The sequence below is a fragment of the Enterococcus sp. E4-223 genome, from assembly GCF_035727065.1.
GTDB classification, from domain to species: Bacteria; Bacillota; Bacilli; order Lactobacillales; family Enterococcaceae; genus Enterococcus_B; species Enterococcus_B faecium.
In genome coordinates, this window is sequence record NZ_JAPMLH010000002.1 from 446,933 (window position 1) to 471,762 (window position 24,830).

General features: G+C 40.0%; 18 protein-coding genes. 16 read left to right on the forward strand and 2 right to left on the reverse strand.

Annotated elements, in window-relative coordinates:
* Nucleotide 1 precedes the first annotated feature (1 nt).
* Nucleotides 2-1,933 (forward strand): PTS fructose transporter subunit IIABC, encoded by a 1,932-nt coding sequence (locus OS139_RS04870; protein ID WP_002331438.1) that lies wholly within the window; start codon nt 2-4, stop codon nt 1,931-1,933.
* A gap of 110 nt (nt 1,934-2,043) precedes the next feature.
* On the opposite strand, the gene OS139_RS04875 is transcribed toward OS139_RS04870, so the two are convergent.
* The gene (locus OS139_RS04875; RefSeq protein ID WP_002331437.1) at nt 2,044-3,603 is read right to left on the reverse strand and encodes a ClC family H(+)/Cl(-) exchange transporter; all 1,560 of its coding nucleotides are present in this window, start codon (nt 3,601-3,603) and stop codon (nt 2,044-2,046) included.
* 154 nt (nt 3,604-3,757) lie between these two features.
* On the opposite strand from OS139_RS04875, the gene pcrA reads away from it, so the two are divergent.
* The 10 genes from pcrA (at nt 3,758) to OS139_RS04925 (ending at nt 15,755) form a co-directional block, all read left to right on the forward strand.
* Entirely contained in the window at nt 3,758-5,992 is a 2,235-nt protein-coding gene (pcrA, locus tag OS139_RS04880) for a DNA helicase PcrA (RefSeq protein ID WP_002319708.1), read from the forward strand.
* 16 nt (nt 5,993-6,008) lie between these two features.
* Nucleotides 6,009-8,045, forward strand: coding sequence for an NAD-dependent DNA ligase LigA (gene ligA, locus OS139_RS04885; RefSeq protein ID WP_002323115.1), 2,037 nt, complete (start codon nt 6,009-6,011; stop codon nt 8,043-8,045).
* 105 nt (nt 8,046-8,150) lie between these two features.
* Nucleotides 8,151-8,456, forward strand: coding sequence for an Asp-tRNA(Asn)/Glu-tRNA(Gln) amidotransferase subunit GatC (gatC, locus tag OS139_RS04890; RefSeq protein ID WP_002288477.1), 306 nt, complete (start codon nt 8,151-8,153; stop codon nt 8,454-8,456).
* Complete coding sequence (gatA, locus tag OS139_RS04895) at nt 8,456-9,928, forward strand: Asp-tRNA(Asn)/Glu-tRNA(Gln) amidotransferase subunit GatA (RefSeq protein WP_002331436.1); 1,473 nt, start codon at nt 8,456-8,458, stop codon at nt 9,926-9,928. Before gatC ends, gatA begins: the two co-directional genes overlap by 1 nt.
* Entirely contained in the window at nt 9,925-11,355 is a 1,431-nt protein-coding gene (gene gatB / locus OS139_RS04900; protein WP_002288473.1) for an Asp-tRNA(Asn)/Glu-tRNA(Gln) amidotransferase subunit GatB, read from the forward strand. The genes gatA and gatB overlap by 4 nt, the downstream gene beginning before the upstream one ends.
* Nucleotides 11,356-11,364: 9 nt before the next feature.
* The gene (locus OS139_RS04905) at nt 11,365-12,420 is read left to right on the forward strand and encodes a diacylglycerol kinase (protein ID WP_325066817.1); all 1,056 of its coding nucleotides are present in this window, start codon (nt 11,365-11,367) and stop codon (nt 12,418-12,420) included.
* Between the two features lie 110 nt (nt 12,421-12,530).
* Nucleotides 12,531-13,904 (forward strand): 23S rRNA (uracil(1939)-C(5))-methyltransferase RlmD, encoded by a 1,374-nt coding sequence (gene rlmD, locus OS139_RS04910; RefSeq protein WP_002331434.1) that lies wholly within the window; start codon nt 12,531-12,533, stop codon nt 13,902-13,904.
* Nucleotides 13,905-13,906: 2 nt separating this feature from the next.
* Nucleotides 13,907-14,035: a 30S ribosomal protein S9 gene (locus OS139_RS04915; RefSeq protein ID WP_002295229.1), complete on the forward strand. Its 129-nt coding sequence runs from the start codon at nt 13,907-13,909 to the stop codon at nt 14,033-14,035.
* A gap of 440 nt (nt 14,036-14,475) precedes the next feature.
* Nucleotides 14,476-14,664, forward strand: a complete 189-nt coding sequence (locus OS139_RS04920) for a hypothetical protein (protein ID WP_002288466.1) — start codon at nt 14,476-14,478, stop codon at nt 14,662-14,664.
* Nucleotides 14,665-14,741: 77 nt separating this feature from the next.
* Complete coding sequence (locus OS139_RS04925) at nt 14,742-15,755, forward strand: alpha/beta hydrolase (protein ID WP_002331433.1); 1,014 nt, start codon at nt 14,742-14,744, stop codon at nt 15,753-15,755.
* Nucleotides 15,756-15,822: 67 nt separating this feature from the next.
* Here the strand turns inward: OS139_RS04925 and OS139_RS04930 are convergent, their stop codons facing one another.
* Nucleotides 15,823-16,857 carry a LacI family DNA-binding transcriptional regulator gene (locus OS139_RS04930; RefSeq protein WP_002331432.1) on the reverse strand — a complete coding sequence of 345 codons (1,035 nt, stop codon included), beginning with the start codon at nt 16,855-16,857 and terminating at the stop codon, nt 15,823-15,825.
* Between the two features lie 112 nt (nt 16,858-16,969).
* Between OS139_RS04930 and OS139_RS04935 the strand changes: the two genes are divergently transcribed.
* From OS139_RS04935 to aroB, 5 genes are all read left to right on the forward strand, one after another.
* Nucleotides 16,970-19,195, forward strand: a complete 2,226-nt coding sequence (locus tag OS139_RS04935; protein WP_002331431.1) for an alpha-galactosidase — start codon at nt 16,970-16,972, stop codon at nt 19,193-19,195.
* A 17-nt stretch (nt 19,196-19,212) separates the two neighbouring features.
* Nucleotides 19,213-21,096 carry a glycoside hydrolase family 2 TIM barrel-domain containing protein gene (locus OS139_RS04940; protein WP_002331430.1) on the forward strand — a complete coding sequence of 628 codons (1,884 nt, stop codon included), beginning with the start codon at nt 19,213-19,215 and terminating at the stop codon, nt 21,094-21,096.
* Complete coding sequence (locus OS139_RS04945; protein WP_002289516.1) at nt 21,077-22,051, forward strand: beta-galactosidase small subunit; 975 nt, start codon at nt 21,077-21,079, stop codon at nt 22,049-22,051. The genes OS139_RS04940 and OS139_RS04945 overlap by 20 nt, the downstream gene beginning before the upstream one ends.
* Nucleotides 22,052-22,709: 658 nt before the next feature.
* The gene (gene aroF / locus OS139_RS04950; RefSeq protein WP_325066818.1) at nt 22,710-23,732 is read left to right on the forward strand and encodes a 3-deoxy-7-phosphoheptulonate synthase; all 1,023 of its coding nucleotides are present in this window, start codon (nt 22,710-22,712) and stop codon (nt 23,730-23,732) included.
* A gap of 32 nt (nt 23,733-23,764) precedes the next feature.
* Complete coding sequence (gene aroB, locus OS139_RS04955; RefSeq protein ID WP_002331428.1) at nt 23,765-24,829, forward strand: 3-dehydroquinate synthase; 1,065 nt, start codon at nt 23,765-23,767, stop codon at nt 24,827-24,829.
* The last annotated feature ends 1 nt before the right edge of the window (nt 24,830 follow it).

The window sequence follows — 24,830 nt, forward strand, 5'->3', positions numbered from 1 at the left end:
CATGAATATCAAGGATTTAATGGTCAAAGAAGCGATGATCATGGATTTGCAAGCGACTGATAAAAAAGGCGCAATCGATGAAATGGTCCAAAAAATGTTTGATGCCGGCCGGATTTCCGATATCGACACATATAAAGAAGGAATTCTAGCCCGCGAGGCACAAACTTCTACAGGTCTTGGTGATGGAATCGCCATGCCTCACGCGAAAAACAGTGCAGTTAAAGAAGCAACAGTTTTATTCGCAAAAAGCCAAAAAGGAGTAGATTATGAAGCCTTAGACGGACAGCCAACTTATCTGTTTTTCATGATCGCAGCTCCAGAAGGCGCAAACGACACACATTTGCAAGCATTAGCAGCACTATCTCGATTGCTGATTGATGCAGATTTCGTAGGAAAATTAAAAGAAGCAAATACACCAGAAGAAGTCCAAGACTTGTTCCAAACAGCTGAAGAGCAAAAAGAAGCAGAAGAAAAAGCAGAACAAGAAACACAAGCTGCAGAAGCTTCTGCTCATCCAGAAAGAAAATTCGTTGTTGCCGTTACAGCTTGTCCAACAGGGATCGCTCACACTTACATGGCAGAAGATGCTCTGAAGAAAAAAGCGAAAGAAATGGGTGTAGAGATCAAAGTCGAAACGAACGGTTCAGAAGGAATCAAAAATCGATTGACTGCTGAAGACATCGCCCGTGCAGAAGGTGTAATCGTTGCAGCAGACAAAAAAGTAGAGATGAATCGCTTTGACGGAAAAGAACTGATCAATCGTCCTGTCAGTGATGGTATCCGTAAACCAGAAGAGCTGATCAATCTAGCCCTTAGTGGTACTGCACCAGTATTTCATGGTGATGGAAAAGAAAGCAGTTCAGAAGAAGGAAATGCGGATGGTACTATCGGACAAAGAATTTACAAAGATTTGATGAACGGCGTATCACACATGTTACCTTTCGTTATTGGTGGAGGAATCGCTATTGCGCTTTCTTTCATGATCGACCAATTTATTGGCGTGCCACATGATCAATTATCAAATCTAGGGAATTACAATCAAGCTGCTAGCTGGTTCAACCAAATCGGACAAGCTGCATTTGGTTTCATGCTGCCGGTATTAGCAGGATTTATTGCTTCAAGTATTGGTGACCGCCCTGGTTTGATCGTTGGATTTGCTGCTGGTGCATTAGCTAATACAGGCGGTGCAGGATTCTTAGGTGCACTGATTGGTGGATTCTTAGCTGGTTATGTCATCGTATTTTTACGTAAATTATTCAAGAACTTACCAAAATCATTGGATGGAATCAAAACGATCCTCTTTTATCCAGTGTTTGGCTTACTGATTACTGGTTTCTTGATGTTGCTGGTCAATGTTCCTATGAAAGCAATCAATGATGCATTGAACGGTTTCTTGACAAGTATGAGTGGTTCGAATGCTGCTTTACTTGGTGCATTATTAGCTGGAATGATGGCGGCAGATTTAGGCGGTCCAATCAACAAAGCCGCTTATGTGTTTGGTACAGCAACTTTAGCTACGACTGTTGCAACTGGTGGAAGTGTCGTGATGGCTTCTGTTATGGCTGGAGGAATGGTACCTCCATTGGCAATTTTCGTTGCTACACGTTTGTTTAAGAATAAATTCAGCAAAACAGATCAAGATGCTGGTTTGACGAACATCGTGATGGGACTATCGTTTGTCACGGAAGGATCGATTCCATTTGCAGCAGCTGACCCGATTCGTGCCATTCCAAGTTTTATTATTGGTTCTGCTTTAACTGGCGGATTAGTCGGAGCTTTCGGGATCAAATTACTGGCTCCTCATGGCGGGATTTTCGTTGTATTCTTACTGAGTCACCCGGTCATGTATTTGGTGTTTATTGCTATCGGAGCAGTCGTATCTGGTGTGATTTATGGTTTATTGAGAAAAGCTCCTGCAGCAGCAGAAGCATAGAAATAAAAAAGAAGAGGCTGGGTTTTCCCAGTCTCTTCTTTTTTTATAGAATCATATAGAATTAAGTAGTGTAGATGAATAGTTGTTGTAAAATAGTTTTTCCATGTTCGTTAAAATGATTGCTTCAAATTTGTGATAGAAGATTTAGCCTCGATTTCCTGCTTGATTCTTGGCAAGTTTGCTTCATCAGTCAAGATAACCAAAATATCTCCTACATTCATGATCGTATCACCGTGAGTCAAGATTTCCTGATTTCCTCTGCGTATAGAGATTAGCAGCATATTTTTAGGCCAATTGAAGTCTCGTACCATTAAACCGTCTAAAGAACTCTCTGCCGTTACTGGAAAATCAAAAGTTGTCCTTGCACCTTTTAGTGAGGCGGTCTGAGTATTTCCAAGTAGACGTTCCAATAATGATTCGTAAATTGGATTACCGCCGAGAAGGTCATTGACGATATAAGCAACAAGAGCAGCCAATCCTAAAGGCATCAGATGATTAAGAGAGCCAACCATTTCTGTCACTAAAATAATTGCTGTCAGCGGTGCTTTTCCAATCGCTGTGAAATAACCAGCCATGGCAATAACGACAAAATCCTTGATGTAGATTGGATCCATCCCGAAATCAACCATAATGTTTCCATAAAAGCTACCGATTAAAGCCCCCAATGTCAATATCGGAAGGAAAATCCCCCCTGGAAGACCCCCACCGTAAGAAATCATGGAAAAAACGAATCGAAGAACAAACAAACCGATAATCATAATGATTGGCAAGGAAGCATGTCCAAAAGCTAAAACGATTTGATTGCCTCCGCCTAGAGTATTAGGCCATAAATAACCAATTGGCAAAATCAGCAAGAAAGGAACGAACCCGTGAAAATAAGCTGGTAAAGGCAATCGGTTGTAAAATTTTGGCAAAGCTAGCAAGACCTTCTGATAAATAAAACCTAAGACGCCTAGAAGTACTCCTAAGATCACTAAGGAACCATAATATTTCAACGGCAAAGAAGGAAGGTCACCTAGATATAAAACAGGTCTCAAGCCGAAAAAGTAAAGAGAGACGAAGTTAGCAGTGATTGCTGAAGCAAATGATGTCAGCCAAACAAGTGGAGAAAAGGAGTGATGGATTTCTTCTAAAACAAAGAGTAATCCTGCGATAGGAGCATTGAATGCTGCTGCAAGTCCGCTACTTGCACCGCTAGAAATTAAAATCTTTTCTTCTGAAGATGGACTCCGAAACAATTGTCCAGCTCCTTGTCCAATGGATGCGCCAAGCTGTATAGAAGGTCCTTCTCTACCTAGAAAAAGGCCCGCACCAACTGAAAGTACACCGCCAATGAACTTTTTCCATAAAACAGAGAACCAGTTCATTGATAATTCCCCGCGAAGCTGTCCCTCTACTTGTGGAATCCCGCTTCCCTTGATATCCGGTTCATTTTTGACCAGATAACCCACGAAAAATGCTGCAAGGATGCAACAAATAGCTAGGCCAATTAAGTAAATCGGCTGTTCCCGACTCATTTCATAGATACTTCGAACTAAATCGCTTAGCTTTTCGATAGATAATCGAAACAGGCTAACGACGATTCCTGTCAGCAGTCCAACAAATATTCCTTTTAGAATAAAATATATCTGAGTCTTATCTAATTTCTTGATTTTTCCTTTTTTTTCCATTCAAACGCCTCGCTTTCTTTTAATTTAGCGCGAAATCAACGAATTGACAAGGAAAAATCCATAAAAAGAAACAAATGATTTTGAACTAGCTAGTTTAATGAAAGCCAAGAAAATGCTATAATTAACAAGATTGATAAAAGAAAGGATGTTGTTAATGTCATCCAAAGCTGAATTATTAAACGGGATGAACCCCCGTCAGAAAGAAGCTGTTCTTCACACTGACGGACCATTACTGCTAATGGCAGGTGCAGGAAGTGGAAAGACGAGAGTGCTGACACACCGCATTGCCTATTTGATTGAGGAAAAAGAAGTCAATCCTTGGAACATCCTAGCGATTACTTTTACCAATAAGGCTGCAAAAGAAATGAAAGAACGTGTCAATGCGATTCTCGCATCTGGAGGCGAAGATGTCTGGGTATCGACTTTTCACTCGATGTGTGTGCGTATTTTAAGAAGAGATGTTGATTTTATCGGGTATAACCGGAACTTTACAATCATCGATTCTTCTGAACAGCTGACCTTGATGAAACGGATACTAAAAGAACTGAACATTGATCCGAAAAAATATGATCCTCGAAGTATATTAGGAACAATCTCTCAAGCAAAAAACAGCCTGCAGACCCCTCAGGATTTTGCAAAAATGCAAGGCAGTTATTACGAAGAGATTGCGGCAAAATGTTATGCTGCTTACCAAAAAGAGCTTCAATATAATCAATGTATGGACTTTGACGACCTGATCATGAATACGATTCGATTATTTGAAGAACATCCTGATTCACTCACATATTATCAAAACAAATTCCATTATATTCATGTAGATGAGTACCAAGATACAAATCACGCACAGTATACGCTAGTCAATTTATTGGCAGGTAGATTTAGGAACCTGTGCGTCGTGGGAGATGCAGATCAAAGTATTTACGGCTGGCGCGGTGCAGATATGCAGAACATCTTGGATTTTGAAAAAGATTATCCAGATGCTGCAGTAATTTTGCTAGAACAAAACTATCGCTCCACGAAAAACATCCTTAGCGCAGCAAACCAAGTCATTGAAAACAATAGCAATCGAAAACCAAAAAACTTGTGGACAGAAAACAAAGAAGGAAACAAGATCACTTACTACCGTGCAGATAATGAACGAGACGAAACCCGTTTTATCGTAGACCGGATGCAAGAAGAGATTCGAAGCAATCATCGGAATTACGGCGACTTTGCCATCTTGTACCGGACGAACGCACAATCTCGTGTAATGGAAGAAACTCTGTTGAAAGCAAATATTCCTTATAAAATGGTTGGAGGGCACAAGTTCTACGATCGTAAAGAAATCAAAGATATTTTAGCGTATTTGAATGTGCTGGCAAATCCTCAAGATTCAATCAGTTTTGAGCGTATCGTTAATTCGCCCAAACGAGGCATCGGACCAGGATCTATCGAAAAACTACGCAGTTTTGCTTCTCTTCATGAATGGCCACTGCTTGAAGCAGCGCAAAATGTGGATCTGGCAAATATCGGTGGAAAAGCAGGACAGCAATTAGGTGCATTTGGAGAGATGATCCAAGAAGTCACTCAGATGATCCCATACTTGACAGTGACAGAATTGACGAAAGAGGTTTTGGATCGTAGCGGATATCTAGAAGACTTAAAAATCCAAAATACATTAGAAGCACAAGCACGCATCGAAAACTTGGAGGAATTTTTAACGGTCACACAAGAATTCGACAAACAATTCGAACAGCAAAATGAAGAAGACGCTGATGCACCAGAAGAAAAACTAACGGTCTTCTTAAATGATCTGGCACTTGTTTCCGATATTGACAATTTAGAAGAAGATGCTTCCCAAGTGACATTGATGACTTTGCATGCAGCCAAAGGATTAGAATTCCCAGTTGTATTCCTGATTGGTCTAGAAGAGGGGGTTTTTCCTTTATCTCGAGCATTGATGGAAGAAAGCGAACTGGAAGAAGAACGCCGTCTCGCATATGTGGGGATCACGCGAGCAGAAGAAGCGTTGTATTTAACAAATGCTTTCTCCAGAACATTATATGGACGGACGCAATATAACCGACCTTCTCGTTTTGTAGAAGAAATCGATCAGGAGTTACTGGAAATCGAAGGCATGCGTCCTACGCCTAAAAAAACACCTGTATTCGCTAAAAAAACAGCATATAGCTATAAACAGCCAGAGACAGCGGTTGTTCCCTCTAAAAGTGCTACTGGAGGGGAAAATAACAGCTGGAAACCTGGAGATAAAGTCAAACACAAAAAATGGGGTCTAGGAACAGTCGTCCGAGTAAGCGGGACGTCGAAGGATCTAGAACTAGATGTGGCTTTCCCAAGTCAAGGAGTAAAACGTCTTTTGGCTGCCTTTGCGCCAATTGAAAAAGCTTAGTAGTGGAGGGTAAATGATGGAACATGAAATGACGATTGACGAAGCTGCTAAACGAGCAGAAGAACTTCGTACAAGACTGAACCAATGGTCTCGCGAATACTACGTAGAAGATAAACCAACAGTGGAAGACTATGTTTATGATAAAGAATACGCAGAATTAGTAGCAATCGAGGAACAATATCCTGATTTGATCACGTCTGATTCTCCCACTCAACGAGTAGGCGGAAAAGTATTAGAAGGTTTTGAAAAAGTCACTCATGATATTCCGCTTTACAGTTTGAACGACGTTTTCAGCAAAGAAGAGCTGATAGCTTTTGATCAACGTGTACAAAAAGCAGTGGGACGTGTAGTTGACTATTGCTGTGAACTAAAAATAGATGGACTTTCCGTTTCTTTGCGTTATGAAGATGGAAATTTCGTGAGAGGTGCGACTCGCGGGGATGGAACTGTAGGAGAAAACATCACTGAAAACCTAAAAACTGTCCGGTCGGTCCCAATCAAATTAAAAGAACCAATGAACATCGAAGTAAGAGGCGAATGTTTCATGCCAAAACGGTCATTTGTCCAATTGAACCAAGACAGAGAAGCAGAGGGAAAAGATATCTTTGCGAATCCTCGGAACGCCGCAGCTGGTTCTTTGCGTCAGTTAGATTCTAAAATCACAGCGAAAAGAAATCTGGACACTTTTTTATACACAGTAGCTGATTTCGGTCCTATGCAAGCAAAAACCCAGTATGATGCGCTAGAAGAGCTAGAAAAAATTGGATTCCACACGAATCGGGAAAAACGTCTATGTCATTCGATTGATGAAGTGTGGTCATACATTGAAGAATATCATGACAAACGTGTGGATTTGCCCTATGAAATCGATGGAATCGTCATCAAAGTGAATGAATTCTCGCTACAAGATCAACTTGGTTTTACTGTCAAAGCACCGAGATGGGCAGCAGCTTACAAGTTTCCGCCAGAAGAAGTTGAAACGCTAATCGAAAACATCGAATGGACAGTCGGTCGAACAGGGGTAGTAACGCCAACAGCTATCATGACACCAGTCCGAGTAGCAGGAACGACAGTAAGCCGTGCCAGCCTGCATAACGGTGATTATATTAAGTTGAAGGATATCCGCTTGAAAGATACAGTTCTGATTTATAAAGCTGGAGACATCATCCCAGAAGTTTCGCAAGTCGTGTTAGATAAACGACCTAAAGACAGCGAAGAATACCAATTGCCTACACATTGTCCAGTTTGTGGAAGTGAACTTGTCCATTTGGATGAAGAAGTAGCCTTACGGTGCATCAATCCTAAATGTCCTGCTCAAATGAAAGAAGGTTTGAACCACTTTGTTTCAAGAAATGCGATGAATATCGATGGGTTGGGGCCGCGCGTACTTGAACAGATGTATGATAAAAAACTAGTAGCAGATGTTGCTGATCTTTACAAATTGACAGAAGAAGAGTTATTGACGTTGGACAAAATAAAAGAAAAATCAGCAAATAATATTTTGACAGCAATCGACAACAGCAAAGATAATTCGGTCGAGCGGTTGATTTTCGGGTTAGGAATCCGACATGTCGGAGCGAAAGCAGCAAAAATTTTAGCAGAACATTTCGGTGATCTAGAAACATTGAGTAAAAGTGACTATGAGTCGATTATTGCGCTTGATACGATCGGTGATATCATTGCCGACAGTGTAGTCACTTATTTCAGTAACGAAGAAGTCCATGAATTGATGAATGAATTAAAACAAGCAGGCGTCAATTTCGAATACAAAGGGCTTCGAAATGCCCAATTGCAAGAAGTCGAGTCTCCTTTTAAAGAAAAAACAGTAGTCCTTACTGGTAAACTAACACGATTTACTCGTGAAGAAGCAAAAGAGACGATCGAAAATCTTGGCGGGAAAGTGACTGGTAGCGTATCGAAAAAAACGGATATCGTGGTAGCAGGAGAAGATGCTGGCAGCAAGCTGACCAAAGCACAAGAATTAGGAATCGAAGTTTGGACAGAAGATCAAATGGCAGATGCATTGGCTAAAAGTCGCTCAGTAGAAGAATGAAAAATGAGTTTTTTCAGACAAATTTCAATAAACAATTTCAGACACGACACTCTTGTGTTAAAATAGAGAGCAAAGTTTTTAACTCGTTTAGAAAGAAGGGGTAGTATGGCGATTAGTGAAGAACAAGTGAAACACGTTGCCAAATTAGCAAAACTTGCGTTCGCAGATGAAGAACTTGCAAGTTTTACCGACCAATTAGGTAAAATCATCGATATGGTTGAAATGCTGGAAGAAGTAGATACGGAAGGTGTTCCATTTACGTCGAATGTGGTTGAAACAGTAAACGTGATGCGACAAGATCGGGCGCAAGCTGGATGGAACCGCGATGAATTATTGAAAAATGTGCCGGAAACAGAAGACGGCTTTATCAAAGTACCCGCAATCATCGATAATGGGGAGGCTGGCGCATAATGACAGAATTACACAATCGTTCTCTAGAAGAACTGCATCATATGCTTGTATCGAAAGAAATCACTGTACAGGATTTGACAAAAGCAACATTTGAACGAATCAAAGAAACAGAGCCTGAGGTCGAAGCATTCATTACATTGAACGAAGAAAAAGCATTGGAACAGGCAAAAGCTTTAGATGAAAAAGGGATTGATGAAAGCAACGTCCTTGCTGGTATTCCAATTGGTATCAAGGATAATATCGTAACAAAAGATATCTTGACAACCGCTGCATCTAAGATCCTTTACAATTTTGAACCAATTTATGATGCAACGGTCATGGATAAAATCTATCAAGCAGATATGATCCCTGTTGGTAAGCTAAACATGGATGAATTTGCTATGGGTGGAAGTACAGAAACTTCTTATTTCAAGAAAACAAAAAATGCTTGGGACCCAACAAAAGTACCTGGTGGCTCTTCTGGTGGTTCTGCAGCAGCAGTTGCAGCTGGACAAATTCCAGTTTCTTTAGGTAGTGATACTGGGGGAAGTATCCGCCAACCAGCAGCTTTTAACGGCATCGTAGGGATGAAACCTACTTATGGCCGTGTCTCACGTTTTGGTTTGATTGCCTTTGCTTCATCTCTTGACCAAATCGGACCAATGACCCGTACGGTGAAAGATAATGCATTAGCATTGACAGCTATCAGCGGTTATGACGAAAAAGACGGTACTTCTTCAGGCGTTTCAGTTCCTGATTTTGCAGAGGGACTGACAGGCGACATCAAAGGAATGAAGATTGCTTTACCTAAAGAATACTTAGGCGAAGGTGTGGCCCCTGGCGTAAAAGAAGCTGTATTGAAAGCAGCAGAAACATTCCGTTCATTAGGTGCTGTTGTGGAAGAAGTCAGCTTGCCTCATTCAAAATACGGTGTGGCTGTTTATTATATCATTGCCTCATCAGAAGCAAGTTCCAACTTGCAACGATTCGATGGTATCCGCTACGGTTATCGCTCTGAAAATGTGAAATCATTAGATGATGTATATGTCAACTCACGTTCAGAAGGATTCGGTGAAGAAGTAAAACGCCGTATCATGTTAGGGACATTCTCCTTAAGCGCGGGTTATTATGACGCTTACTTCAAAAAAGCAGGACAAGTCCGTACATTGATCAAACGAGATTTTGAAAAAGTCTTTGCAGATTATGACTTGATCATCGGGCCATCTTCACCAACAGTTGCATTCGGAATCGGTGAGAACATTAACGATCCAATCACAATGTACATGAGTGACATCTTAACGATCCCTGTCAACTTGGCTGGACTTCCAGGTATGTCTGTACCGGCAGGTTTATCAGAAGGATTACCAGTTGGATTGCAGATCATCGGTAATTATTTTGATGAAAAAACGATGTATCAAGCGGCATATGCGTTTGAACAAGCAACAGAATTCCACACACAACAACCAGCTATTTTAGGAGGGAAAGACGAATGAATTTTGAAACAGTCATTGGACTAGAAGTCCACGTCGAGTTAAAAACCAACTCAAAAATTTTCTCTCCAGCGCCAGCTCATTTTGGTGCAGAACCAAACAGCAATACAAACGTGATCGACTGGGGTTATCCAGGCGTGCTGCCAGTAATGAATAAAGCTGCGCTGGAATTCGGGATGAAAGCAGCTTTGGCATTAAACTGTGAAATCTCTAAAGATACTCATTTTGACCGGAAAAATTACTTTTACCCAGATAATCCAAAAGCATATCAAATTTCCCAATTTGATCAACCAATCGGTCATGACGGATGGATCGAAATCGAAGTAGAAGGTAAAAAGAAAAAAATCCGGATCGAACGTGTCCATTTAGAAGAAGATGCTGGAAAAAACATGCATGGTATTGGCGGTTATTCTTACGTTGATTTGAACCGACAAGGCACGCCTTTGATCGAAATCGTTTCTGAAGCTGATATGCGTTCACCAGAAGAAGCATACGCTTATCTAGAAGCATTGCGTTCAATTATCCAATTTACAGAAGTCAGCGATGTGAAAATGGAAGAAGGCTCTATGCGCTGTGATGCCAATATTTCTCTTCGCCCTTATGGACAAGAAGAGTTCGGTACGAAAGCAGAATTGAAAAACTTGAACTCTTTATCTTTCGTGAAAAAAGGTTTAGCTTTTGAAGAAAAACGTCAAGCAAAAGTTCTTCTTTCAGGAGGAGAAATCCAACAAGAAACACGCCGTTTTGACGAAACAACGAATAAAACAGTTTTGATGCGTGTCAAAGAAGGGTCTAGTGATTATCGTTACTTCCCAGAGCCTGATATCCCGAAATTCGTGATCGATGACGAATGGATTCAAAAAGTAAAAGCTAGTTTGCCTGAGATGCCAGCTTCTCGTCGCGAACGCTATATCCGTGAGTTTGGTCTTCCAGAGTATGACGCAATGGTATTGACACTTACAAAAGAAATGTCTGATTTCTTTGAAGCTGTTTTGGAAAATGGTGCAGATGCCAAGCAAGCATCTAACTGGTTGATGGGTGAAGTTTCTGCTTACTTGAACAGTGAGAAACTGGAATTAGCTGAGACAAAATTGACACCTGAGAACTTAGCAGGAATGATTCGTTTGATCGCCGATGGAACGATCAGCTCAAAAATTGCCAAAAAAGTCTTCCGTGAATTGATCACAAATGGCGGAGAAGCCCAAGAAGTAGTTGAAAAAAATGGTTGGGTGCAATTATCTGATCCGAACAAACTACTGCCAATCATTAATGAAATTTTGGATAACAACCAACAATCTGTCGATGATTTCAAAAATGGAAAAGATCGTGCGGTTGGCTTCCTAGTCGGTCAAATCATGAAAGCAACTAAAGGACAAGCAAATCCTGGTGTCGTGAATAAGCTACTTAAAGATGAATTAGCGAAACGATAGAGACTGAAAATGAAAAAAGCACGCGTAATTTATAACCCCACCTCGGGAAAAGAATTATTGAAAAAAAATTTGGCGGATATCCTACAGGCATTAGAAGAAGCAGGATTTGAAGCCAGCGCCTATGCAACTACACCAGAACCAGATTCAGCCAAGAATGAAGCACGTAGAGTCGCAGAACTAGGTTTTGATCTAGTAGTGGCAGCTGGTGGCGATGGCACAATCAACGAAGTGGTTAATGGAATCGCTCCGCTTGAACACCGTCCTAAAATGGCCATCATCCCAGCTGGTACAACGAACGACTATGCTCGAGCATTAAAAATTCCTAGAGATAATATTAAAGCAGCAGCAGAAGTGATAAAAAAACACCAAACCGTAAAAATGGACATCGGCCTTTCTGATAACAGTTACTTCATCAATATCGCTGCAGGTGGCTATTTGACAGAATTGACTTATGAAGTTCCATCAGAACTAAAGAGTATTTTTGGTTATCTTGCTTATCTTGCAAAAGGAGCAGAGATGCTCCCTCGAGTAAAGCCCATCAAAATGCGCTTGAAGTATGATGAAGGGGAATATATCGGAAATGCTTCGATGTTTTTCCTAGGGCTGACGAACTCTGTTGGAGGATTCGAACAGATCGCGCCAGATGCCAAATTGGATGATGGGAAGTTTTCTTTAATCATTGTGAAGACAGCAAATATCTTTGAGATCTTGCATATTGCGGCACTCATGCTGAATGGCGGTCGTCATGTCGATGATCCAAGAGTAATCTATACCAAAACAACCAGTTTGTTCGTCGAAACAGAAGATGATATCAATCGACCAGTAATGATCAACTTAGATGGTGAATATGGAGGGGAAGCACCGATGCATTTCCGAAATCTTCATCAGCATATTGAGTTCTTTGCCAATACCGATCAGATTCCTGATGAAGCAATCACAGGCACAGATGAAGAAGAATTAGAGGTTGTTAGCAAAGAATTTGTAAAAGAAGTCGAACGTTTAACGGATGAAGATATCGACGGTGACGGAAAAATAGCAGACGAAACACCTAATCAAAAGAATTAATCAAAAGCCGGTGCTGAACGTAGTAAGGTCAGTGCCGGTTTTAGTTGTGTAATTAGCTGATTTATAGTAGAGTTCAGTAGGATTGAAAAATAGGCTTAAAGGAGCAAAATATGACAGAACAGCAAATAGTAAAGAAAAACGAACGATATACAGTCGAAATCGTCGACTTGAGTTATGAAGGAATGGGGGTAGCAAAAATCGATGGTTATCCATTATTTATCGAAAATGCACTCCCTGGAGAAGAAGTAGAAATACTAGTAGTAAAAGCAGGCAATAAGTTTGGATATGGAAAAGTCGAAACATTTATTACACAATCACCTGATCGTCAGCCTGTAGAAAACAATGCATTACTTCGCACAGGTATCGCACCTTTAGCCCATTTGAAGTATGAACAACAGCTTGTCTTCAAACAAAAACAAGTAGAGCATGTAATGGCGAAGATTGCTAAGATGCCAGAAGTTCCTGTACTTCCAACGGTCGGAATGGCAGAACCATTTGGCTACCGTAATAAAGCACAGATCCCTGTTCGCCGTATCGATGGACAGTTAGTCACCGGTTTTTACAAAAAGAATAGCCATGATCTAGTCCCTATCGAAGATTTTTATATCCAAGATCCTGTCATCGATCAAGCAATCAAAGTAGTCAGAGATATCTTGCAACGGTTCCAAGTACGAGGATATAATGAAGAAAAAAATGAAGGACAGCTTCGTCACATCATTATCCGTCGTGGTCATTATTCCCATGAAATGATGGTCGTTTTAGTTACTCGTAAAGAAAAATTCTTTAAATCCAAGGAAATTGCTGAAGCCATTCATGAAGAATTGCCAGAAGTGGTTTCGGTCATCCAAAATATCAATGAAGAAAAAACAAATGTGATTTTAGGAGACAAAGAAAAAGTTTTATATGGCAGAGACTATATCGAAGATCAGCTATTAGGAAAAACCTATCGAATCTCAGCGAAGTCATTTTATCAAGTAAATACTCAACAAGCAGAGTATTTGTACCAAACAGCCATCGAATTTGCCGAGTTGGATAAAAAAGACATTGTGATCGATGCTTATTCAGGAATAGGTACAATCGGATTGTCTCTAGCTGACAGAGTAGATAAGGTATATGGGATGGAAGTTATTCCAGAAGCAATTGAAGATGCACAGTTCAATGCCTTAAATAATAAAATCGAAAATGTTCATTATGAAGTCGGAAAAGCAGAAAAAGTCATGAAAAAATGGCAAGAAAAAGGGGTCAAACCATCTGTGATCGTAGTAGACCCTCCACGTAAAGGATTAGATCATCATTTTATTGAATCAGCAATCGAAATGTCACCAGAACGAATCGTCTATATCTCTTGTAATCCAGCAACTTTTGCAAGAGATGCTAAGTTATTTGCAGAAGCAGGTTATGTTGTGAAGAAAGTTCAGCCTGTAGATCTTTTCCCGCAAACCCATCATATCGAATTAGTCGCTTCATTCGTTAAAGGAGAATAAAAATGGACCAAAAAGAAAAAATGAAAGAATTGATCAAAAAGAAACAAGGTGGAGGCCGATCCAAACAAATGGAAACACCTAAGAATGATCGTAAAAACATGAGAAAAGGCCCTAAAATCTTTAATAAATAGACGTGCTAAAGAAAGACTAAGGAGCGTTAACTTTTGTTATTGTTTCTTAGTCTTTTTAGTTAGTCTACATTATTTTGGCGATTTGCCAATAAGGACTGATGAGTTGTGCAAAATCAAATCTGGGTCAGAATGAACGTCATTCTGTCTCAGATTTTTCGTTATTTCAATTTGATTAACTGATTGATCAAAAAGATTTTTATTTTCATATTCTCAAATGATTCAACACTAAATATACATATTTGACGCGGAAATTATTATTCGATTTGGGCGGCATCAGGGGGTTATGACGACGTAGCAGACCCATTATTTTACTCAAGAAAATGTCCGTGCCTATTATTTAGAATACGATAGTGAACGTGCTGGGAGTTTTGTTCTTTTAGAGAAACTCTCTGAAGATAAATTAGTTGTCTTAGATTTTGACTGCAACGAAAAATGGCGAAATGGAAGAGCACCAGCAAGTGATTGACCGGATCTACGAAGCGACACGATATCTGCCTTTGGATCGTTTGTGCTTAAGTCCTCAATGTGGATTTGCTTCAACAGAAGAAGAAAATGTTTTGTTTGAAGAACAATGGAAAAAATTTCTTTTGTCAAAAGCATTGCAGAAGAAGTTTGGGGAAAATCATTAAATCATCTAGGAGAGCTTGATAGGAAATAACACTATGGTATAATCAGAATGCTTAATACTAACTACTGAGGGAGCCTTATGAAAAAGAAAATTCTTAAATTTATCGGATGGTTCTTCGGAATCATTCTTGGGATCGCGTTTGCAATCTTTCTTGCCTTCCAGCTTTCCCCCAGACCTGGAGCATTCTTGATCAACCATATGTTTTCAAATACTGTTCAAATCACTGATAAAAAAACGTTCGATCAAGCAGAAAAAAACGTGGCGAAAAAAACAGATTTGACGTATGAGTCCAAGTATAAAGAGAATACTTATGACATCTACTATCCAAAAAACAGCAAGGGGCCTGTTCCTGTTCTATTTTGGGTACATGGTGGAGGATTCGTCGGCGGAGATAAATCGGGTGTCAAAGAATTTGCGACAAAATTAGTTTCAGACGCCAACATCGCAGTGGTTGCGATGAATTATGAATTAGCGCCTGATTCAGAATACCCTAATCAAGTTCTTCAAGTGAATGAACTGATCAAAGATTTATTAGCTGAAGAAAAAGACGACAAATTGCTAGACATGGAACAATTATTTTTTGGTGGAGATAGTGCAGGTTCACAAATCGCATTGCAATATGCAGCTATACAAACGAATGATGCGTATGCTAAACAAATGAAAATCAAACAGCTACTTCCAAAAGATAGTCTGAAAGGAACCATTTCTTATTGCGGACCTGTTGATTTGAAGCTAACAGCACAGCAGCATTCGGATGATCGATTTATGAAGTTTTTCGTCAAAACCGTTGCGTGGTCGTTGATTGGAACAAAAGATTGGAAAACGAGTGAGCAATTGAAAGAAGCCAGTGTGGCTGACCATGTTTCTAAGGAATTTCCGCCAACGTATATAACTGACGGAAATGCTTACTCATTCCAAGAACAAGGTCAAGCATTAGAAAACCGATTGACAGAATTAAAAGTACCCGTACAATCCTTGTTTTATACAGATACAAAAAAAGAGATTACTCATGAATACCAATTTGATTACACGTTAAAAGAATCGCAAAATTGTTACCAGCAGACATTGTATTTTGTGAATAAGTATAAGTAAGAGGCTGTGATCCTGCCGTTTAGTTTTGAGTATGAAGAAACTAAGCGGCTTTTTCACAACCTCTCTTTCAATACCTTTTTGTTCTTGGGATAAAACTTTCCCTAACAATCAATCGTGCAGGATAAGTCAAAATGATTGGTTCGTCCCGTATACCGTCAATTCGCTCCAATGCCATTCGAACAGCTGCTTGCCCAATTGATTTCGCATTGATTTGAACACTGGTCAAGCCAGGGGAGAGATTTGCAATTGTCTCGATATTATCGAAGCTTGCTACAACAATCTCTTCTCCAATTTGGATGTTTTTTTGCTTCAATGCCCGATAGACACCGATTGCCATTGGATCGCTCCCGACAAGAATGGCAGTAGGAAGAGGGGATTCATTTTCTAATAGATCAGTCGCAAGTACCTCACCTTGTTTTTCTGTCCAGCCACCTAGATGATAAGACATATATTTTTCTAAGTGATGATCGATCATAAAATGCTGATAGGCACGCATCCTCTTTTCATTTATAGAAATCTGCTTCCCACCGAATTCATCCATATCGACTTTATATCCCCCGATATAGGCTATTCTTTTATGACCATTTTCTAAGAACAATTCCAGTACGGTTTTAGTCATCCGTTCAAGATCTGCATACACCATATCGACCTCTTGCTGGATGTCAGGGTTATCCACGACGACTATTTGCATGTTTTGTTTTAACAAGGCGGTAATCGATTCTTTCGTAACAGTCCCAACAACGATCACCGCACCTAACTGATCTAGATCTTCCCATTGTTTAGGATTATCAGATAGATTATAGATTCGATTCATCCCTAAATGCAGACGTCGAGCTTCTTCTTCCATTCCTACTCGCAAATGTTTGTAATAGATATCCTGTTCTTCGCTCGCTTTGCCGATCGTAGAGATCACACCAATCGAAGGCATTCTCTTTTTGATATATTTACGAGTACTGATGTCATAATCCAACGCAGCAGCTGCCTCTACTATCCGTTGCCGAGTAGCCTGAGCCACATGGATCGTCTGATCGTTATTCAACACGCGGGAAACTGTAGCAGGAGAGACATTTGCCTTTCGTGCGACATCTCTAATTCCAACCATTTTTACACACTCCTCAAAAAAATAAAAATTTTTATTGACAAAATTGTTTAGTAAACAGTATACAGGAATTATAAAAAAAGTAAACGGTTTCCGTTTTGATGGGAGTGAAATGATGGATATTACGCATAGAAAAACAGAAAAAAATTTCATCTTATTTGATGAAAAGAGCCGAGTCTTCCATTTACGAAATACATTTCTTTCTTATCTGATAAAGATAGAAGAGAGCAATGTATTGGCGCATATTTATTTTGGCAAACCAGTCAAGCAGTACAAAGACAATAAAAATTATCCCCGAAGAGATCGTGGATTTTCAGGAAATGTTCCCTTAAATCCTGACCGGTCTCTGTCGAAAGATACACTACCGCAAGAATACTCTTCTCATGGCAGCATGGACTTTCGAACGCCCGCATCGATCATTCAGCGCAAGAATGGGTCAGACTTACTGGATCTGAGATATGACAGCCATTATATTACAGATGGGAAGCCAGAGATCGAAGGCTTGCCTCAAACTTATGTGATGGACAAGTCAGAGGCACAAACGTTGGTGATTTCACTTAAGGATAGAGAAACAGCGATTTATTTCGATTTGTTCTATACCATATTTACTGATAGAGCAGTGATCACACGATCTGTAAAGATAAGAAATGAAACCGGAGAAACAATCAAACTAGAAAAAGCAGCTAGTTTCCAGCTAGACTTTGCCCATACTAGGCGATTTGATGAAGTCATTGCTTTGCCAGGAGCACATGTCAATGAAAGACAGATTTCACGGCAATCTGTTTTATCTGGAACAAAAGTATTTGAAAGCCGTCGAGGAACGAGCAGTCACCATATGAATAACTTTATTGCTTTAGTTCATCATCATACGACAGAAAATACTGGAGAAGCGATCGGACTTCAATTTGTTTATTCCGGCAACCATTCTTTCGAACTTGAAAAAGATCAAATCAATCAATTGAGAGTCGTCGGTGGGATCAACAGCCATCGTTTTTCGTGGGAATTGAATGCAGGCCAGTCTTTTCAAACACCTGAAATGATCCTTTCTTACTCAAGTCAGGGATTGAACAAAATGAGTCAGATCCACCATGAGTTGCTACGTGAAAGAATCGCAAGAGGTCGTCATCAATTTGCTGAACGGCCGATTCTGGTCAATAACTGGGAAGCCACTTACTTTGACTTCAATAGTGAAAAAATCAAGGCGATCATTGATGAAGCAAAGGAGCTAGGCATCGAAATGTTCGTATTAGATGATGGCTGGTTTGGAAAAAGAGATGCGGACAATTCTTCATTAGGAGACTGGTTCGAGTATGAAGGCAAGTTGACAAATGGATTACGTGAAATAGCAGATTATGCTCATAGCAAAGGGTTGAAATTTGGTTTATGGTTTGAACCTGAAATGATCTCGGTTGATTCTGAACTGTATCGAACACATTCTGATTTTCTTATGCAGGAGCCAGGTAGAATGCCTTCTGCTTCCAGATCACAACATGTACTGGATTTTACAAGGTTAGATGTTCGGCAGACGATTGAGAAACAAATGAGAAAGATTTTAGATACGATTCCTCTTGACTACATCAAATGGGATATGAACCGTTCGCTTTCAGATGTCTATTCGATTACCCTTGACCCACAGAGACAAGGAGAAGTAGCGCATCGTTATATGCTCGGGCTTTATGAACTACTTGAACATTTGACAACTGATTATCCGGAAATCTTATGGGAAGGCTGTTCTGGTGGAGGTGGACGGTTTGATGCCGGGTTTATTTATTATATGCCGCAGTCATGGACAAGTGATAACACGGATGCAGTGGAGCGTATGAAAATCCAATATGGAACAAGCCTTGCTTATCCGATTTCGTCCATCACAGCTCATGTATCAGCTGTACCAAATCATCAGACCGACAGATCTACTTCGTTGAAAACAAGAGGAGAAACAGCTATGAGCGCTGTTTTTGGTTATGAACTGGATTTGACAAAGCTGTCTCCTGAAGAAAAAAAGCAAGTCAAAGACCAAATTATATCCTATCAAACGATTCGTCCGGTGATCCAGTATGGCCATTATTATCGTTTGGCGAGTCCTTTTGAAGAAAATATTGCCGCATGGATGTTTGTGTCTCCTAAACAAGATGAAGCTATTGTGTTTTTAGGGAGGATACTAGCTTCAGCTCAACCAGCATTCCATGAAGTATATCTGATGGGGTTAGATGATGAGGCACTTTATCAGGAACAGACCTCGAAGCGGATATTTTCGGGGGCCGAATTGATGACAGTTGGACTTTACTTCCCCGATTTTCAAGGTGATTTCCAAACAGAACTGCTTCATTTCAAAAAGTTATGAGAGAGAAGGAAAAAAGTATGAAAGCAAATATAAAATGGTTAGATGATCCACAAGTTTTTAGAGTGAACCAATCAAATGCACATAGCGATCATGTTTGCTATGCAACAAGGGAAGAAGTAGAAACCACATCCTCCCTTAAACAGTCTTTAAATGGATCATGGCGTTTTTGTTATTCGCCAAATCCTTCTGTACGACCAAAAACATTTTATAAAAAAGATTTTGATGCCTGTTCTTTTGATGAAATCACTGTTCCTAGTCATATTGAATTAGCAAATTATGACAAGATCCATTACATCAATACGATGTATCCGTGGGAGGGACATGTATTTCGCCGTCCCCCTTTCACGACAAGCCCTGAGAAAGAGGCGGAAGGGATCTTTTCAGCTGCTAAAGACAATCCGGTTGGTTCGTATTTGACGACTTTTCGATTAGAAGAAGGTCTAAAGGGAAAACAAATCTCGATTCATTTTGCTGGTGTAGAACAAGCAATGTTTATTTGGTTGAATGGTCATTTTATCGGGTATGCCGAAGATTCGTTCACTCCGTCTGAATTTGATTTAACATCTTATTTGGAAGAAGAAAATATTCTAGCTGTGGAGGTTTACAAAAGAAGTACAGCTGCATTCTTGGAAGATCAGGACTTTTTCCGATTTTTTGGGATCTTCAGAGATGTCTTCTTAGTTGCTCGAGGACAAAACCATTTAGAAGATCTTTGGATCAAACCTCGCTTAGATGACAAATGTCAAAATGGCAAACTTGAAGTAGATTTGTCTTTTGAGCAAGTAGCCAAAAACAGTCAGCTGAATGTAGCGATACTAGATCCTGATGGGAAGGAAATCTATCAACAGCAATATCCGTTAAAAGAGCAAATGACGATTCGCATCGATGGATTTGAAAATGTGGCACTGTGGGGGCATTTTCAGCCCAATTTATATAAGCTTGAATTGGAGACGATAGACGAAGAAAAAAGAGTAACAGAATATATTGAGTATTCCTTCGGTTTTCGTAAAATCGAAATCAAAGATAAAATCATATACTTCAATGGAAAACGGATGATTATCAACGGGGTAAATCGACATGAGTGGCATCCGAAAAAAGGACGCGCCATCACTATAGAAGATATGGAAAAAGATTTGGCTATCATAAAAAATGCAAAGATCAACGGCGTACGGACATCTCATTACCCCAACCAGATCACTTGGTATTATTTATGCGACCAAGCAGGGATCCATGTGATGGCGGAAACGAACCTCGAATCCCATGGCTCATGGCAAAAAATGGGCGCATTTGAGCCTTCTTACAACGTACCAGGTGCAGTACCTCAGTGGCAGGCGGCTGTTCTTGATCGAGCAAAAACGAATTTCGAAACATTAAAAAACCATCCAAGTATTCTTTTTTGGTCTCTTGGAAATGAATCTTATGCGGAAGAAAACATTCGACAAATGAACGATTACTTCAAAAAAGTAGACCCCGATCGACTTGTCCATTATGAAGGGAATTTTCCAAATCCAGCATTCGAAGATTCGATTTCAGATGTAAAAAGCTGCATGTATGCGCCACCAGAAGAGATCATTGACTACCTTGAAAATAAAGCGGAAAAACCGTTCATCTTATGTGAATACATGCATGACATGGGGAATTCGTTAGGTGGAATGGATTCTTACATGACGTTGCTTGATCGTTATGAAATGTACCAAGGAGGCTATATATGGGATTTTAAAGATCAGGCGATCCAAGTGACTGATCCAATCACTGGTAGAGAAGTGATGCGCTATGGCGGTGACTTTGACGATAAACCAAGTGACTATGAATTCTCAGGGAATGGAATCGTTTTTGCAGATGGACAAGAAAAACCCGCCATGCAGGAGGTAAGATATTATTATGAAAAATACAGTAAATAAAAGTCATATGGATACGGAAAAAGTTGCAATCGTCTTCGGCGACTGTACATTAGGTGTCAAATCGGGAAATACGCATTATATTTTTTCTTATACAAGAGGCGGACTGGAATCGCTCAATAAAAACGGAAAAGAATGGCTATACCGGGAAACACTTCCAGTTTTTTGGCGAGCAACGACCGATAATGACAGAGGTAGCGGATTTGGATTTAAATCCGGTATGTGGTTAGGAGCCGGATTGTATCCAAAAGTCAAAGAAATAGAAGTACTGGTGGACAATAAAAAGATCGATTTGCCGATTGCTCCAGTAAATAATCAATATTCAAGTAATGAATACGCTGAAACGGTTGAAATCATTTTTACACTGGAAATCAACACAGTACCAAAAACCCAAGTGACAATTTCCTACCAAATCGCTGGAGAGGGTAAAATGCTTGTCAATATGCATTATTATGGACAAAAAGGATTACCGGAATTACCCGCATTGGGTTTAAGGTTCATTATGCCAACGAAAGCAAAATTTTTTGAGTATGAAGGCCTATCAGGGGAAACATATCCGGATCGGATGGCTGGTGGTGTCGAAGGTATTTATAAAGTGGCAGGACTCCCCGTTTCCCCATACCTTGTTCCCCAAGAATGCGGCATGCATATGGAAACGAAATGGGTAGAACTAACAAGAAATCAAACGTTGGATAATACGGATAAAGATCAAGAAGATTTTTCGTTGCGATTTGAACAGCAGGATACGCCATTTGCTTTTTCCGCTTTACCATTCAAAGCAGAAGAACTGGAACAGGCAACACATATAGAAGAACTACCGCCAGAAAGACGAACGGTTCTTACGATTTTTGCAAAAGTAAGAGGAGTCGGGGGTATCAATAGCTGGGGAGCGGATGTTGAGTCACCTTACCGAATCAGCAGCGAAGAGGACCATGAAATCGGCTTTATTATTCAGTAGCAATCTTTAGATTATTATTTGAAAAACGGAGTTTACAAGACAAAGCTGCTTTATTCTATATGTCATGAACAAGAGAGTAAAAAAGTTCTCAGATACTTTTGTTCATGACTATTTTCTTCAATAAAACCAATTGTTATTTTTCTGAAAAACAAAGTTAACTATCAGAAAATTAAAAAAAGTTTCATAAAAATGATTGACAGTCGATTTTTTTATGTCTATACTAGGTACAATTCTTACATCAGTTTGGAGCGATTTTTTATGAAATCTAGAAAACTTACAAAACTGAATACGTATTACTTTAGCTATTTTAGATAGGTTTGTATTCATAACTTCGTGGGTACAAACAAACCAGGTTTGTATCTATGATGGCTAAAGATTTTTAAACACGACTTACAGCCACGTAGAGAAATTCATCTATAGTGGCTATTTTATATTTTTGCAGCGCTTTTTAAGGCTCGTTGAAGATGTTCACTGTAGAGGCAATTTCCTACAGGGACATCTTTTTTTGTTGATTATCTGGGTCATAAGTAGGAAAGAAGGAGCGAAAATGAGAACAACAGGACACGGTCATTTAGTAGGAATTAATGTAAAACCACCTTGAAAAAGTAGAGAAAATCAGCCAAGATAGATAAGTAAACAAAAGAAAGCGGGAAAAACAATGATAGTAATTATGAAAAAAGAAGCAACGGAAGAACAAATAAAAAAAGTCGTCGATCATATCGAAAAAGAAGGATTCAAAGTCTCAATCGATCAAGGAACAGAACGAGTAGTGATTGGACTAAAAGGTGATACGCGAAGTTTACAAGAAGGAGCATTTACACGCTATGAAGGAGTAGAAAATGCTGTGCGTATTTTAAACACATACAAATTGACTTCTCGAGAATTCCATCCTGGCAATACAGTCGTGGATGTAGACGGAGTAAAAATTGGTGACGGCAGTTTCGTGACGATGGCTGGTCCTTGTTCTATCGAAGGATTAGACCAAATCAGAGAATGTGCGCGAATGGCCAAAGCCGGGGGCGCAAAAATTCTGCGAGGTGGTGCCTTCAAACCACGTACTTCTCCATATGCTTTCCAAGGTTTAGAAGAAGAAGGATTGAAATACATCCGTCAAGCGGCTGATGAATTTGGAATGAAAGTGATTACTGAAGTGATGGATGAAGGGCATATCGACATGGTGGCTGAGTACAGCGATATCCTACAGATTGGCGCACGTAATATGCAAAATTTTAAACTGCTATCTGCTGTCGGTAAAACAGGTAAACCTGTTGGATTGAAACGTGGAATTTCCGGTACGATCAATGAATGGCTTAATGCTGCAGAATACATTGCAGTCGAAGACAAATCTCCTGTCATTTTTATCGAACGTGGGATTCGGACTTACGAAACAGCGACACGTAATACGTTTGATTTAAGTGCTGTCCCATTGATGAAAAAATTAACTCATTTCCCTGTGATTGTTGATCCAAGTCATGGTACAGGAATTTGGGAACTTGTACCACCAATGGCTCGTGCGGGTGTGGCAAGCGGAGCAGATGGCATGATCGTAGAGATCCATCCTGATCCTGCAAATGCTTGGTCAGACGGTCCCCAATCATTGAATGAAAAGACTTACTCACGCATGATGAAAGAAGTTACGATCATGAAAGAAGCAATGGAAAAGACTCAGACACTCGATTAATTCCAGCTTTTTAAAAGAAAGAAGTGAAACGAATGCTTACTGTACATGTTGATAACCAAAAATACGATATTCATATTGAAAAAGGCGCACTAGAACAGGCTGGATCATGGCTTCAAACGATTTGGAGACCTCAAAAAGTAGCTGTGATCACTGATACAAACGTTGCTCCACTATATGCAGAAAAAATCATGTTCCAATTGAGACAAGCTAATTTTGAACCAGTCCTTTCAATCGTACCGGCGGGTGAGACCAGTAAATCTTTAGAACAAGCAGCTGAGTTATACGATTTTTTAGCAGATAATGATTTTACCCGCAGCGATGGGATAATTGCACTTGGTGGAGGAATGGTGGGTGATCTAGCCGCATTCGTGGCCTCGACGTTCATGCGTGGGATCCATTTCGTTCAAATTCCGACTACGCTACTTGCACAAGTAGATTCTAGTATTGGCGGGAAGACAGCAGTCAATACAAACAAAGCGAAAAACCTTGTCGGAACATTTAGCCAGCCAGCTGGTGTATTGATTGATCCTGAGGTTCTAAAAACTTTGCCGGTACGTCGTTTACGAGAAGGAATCGCTGAAATCATCAAATCAGCAGCTATAGCAGATGCAACGCTTTGGAAACAGCTGAACGAGCTGAAAGACGAAAAAGATCTTCTGGAACATGCTGTTCCAATCATTACTGCTACGTTGGAAATCAAACGAAAAGTAGTGGAAGAAGATGTCTTTGACCAAGGAAATCGACTTATTTTAAATTTTGGTCATACAATTGGCCATGCAATTGAAAATACAGCAGGATATGGGGTAGTCAGTCATGGAGAAGGAGTAGCTATTGGAATGGTAGCCATCACTTCTCATGCAGAAAAAATCGGCTTGTCTCCAACTGGATCGACAGCTGCTTTAGAAAGGATACTTCAAAAATTCCATCTGCCGATTACGTACGATCTAAGTCATCCAGATGAATTATTCCACGCGATAACCCATGATAAGAAAGCAAGAGGAAGCCAATTGAATATCATCTTACTAGAAAAGATTGGGCAAGCAAAAATCGTTCCTGTTCCCACAGAGACATTCAAAGATTACTTAGGAGGACTGTAAG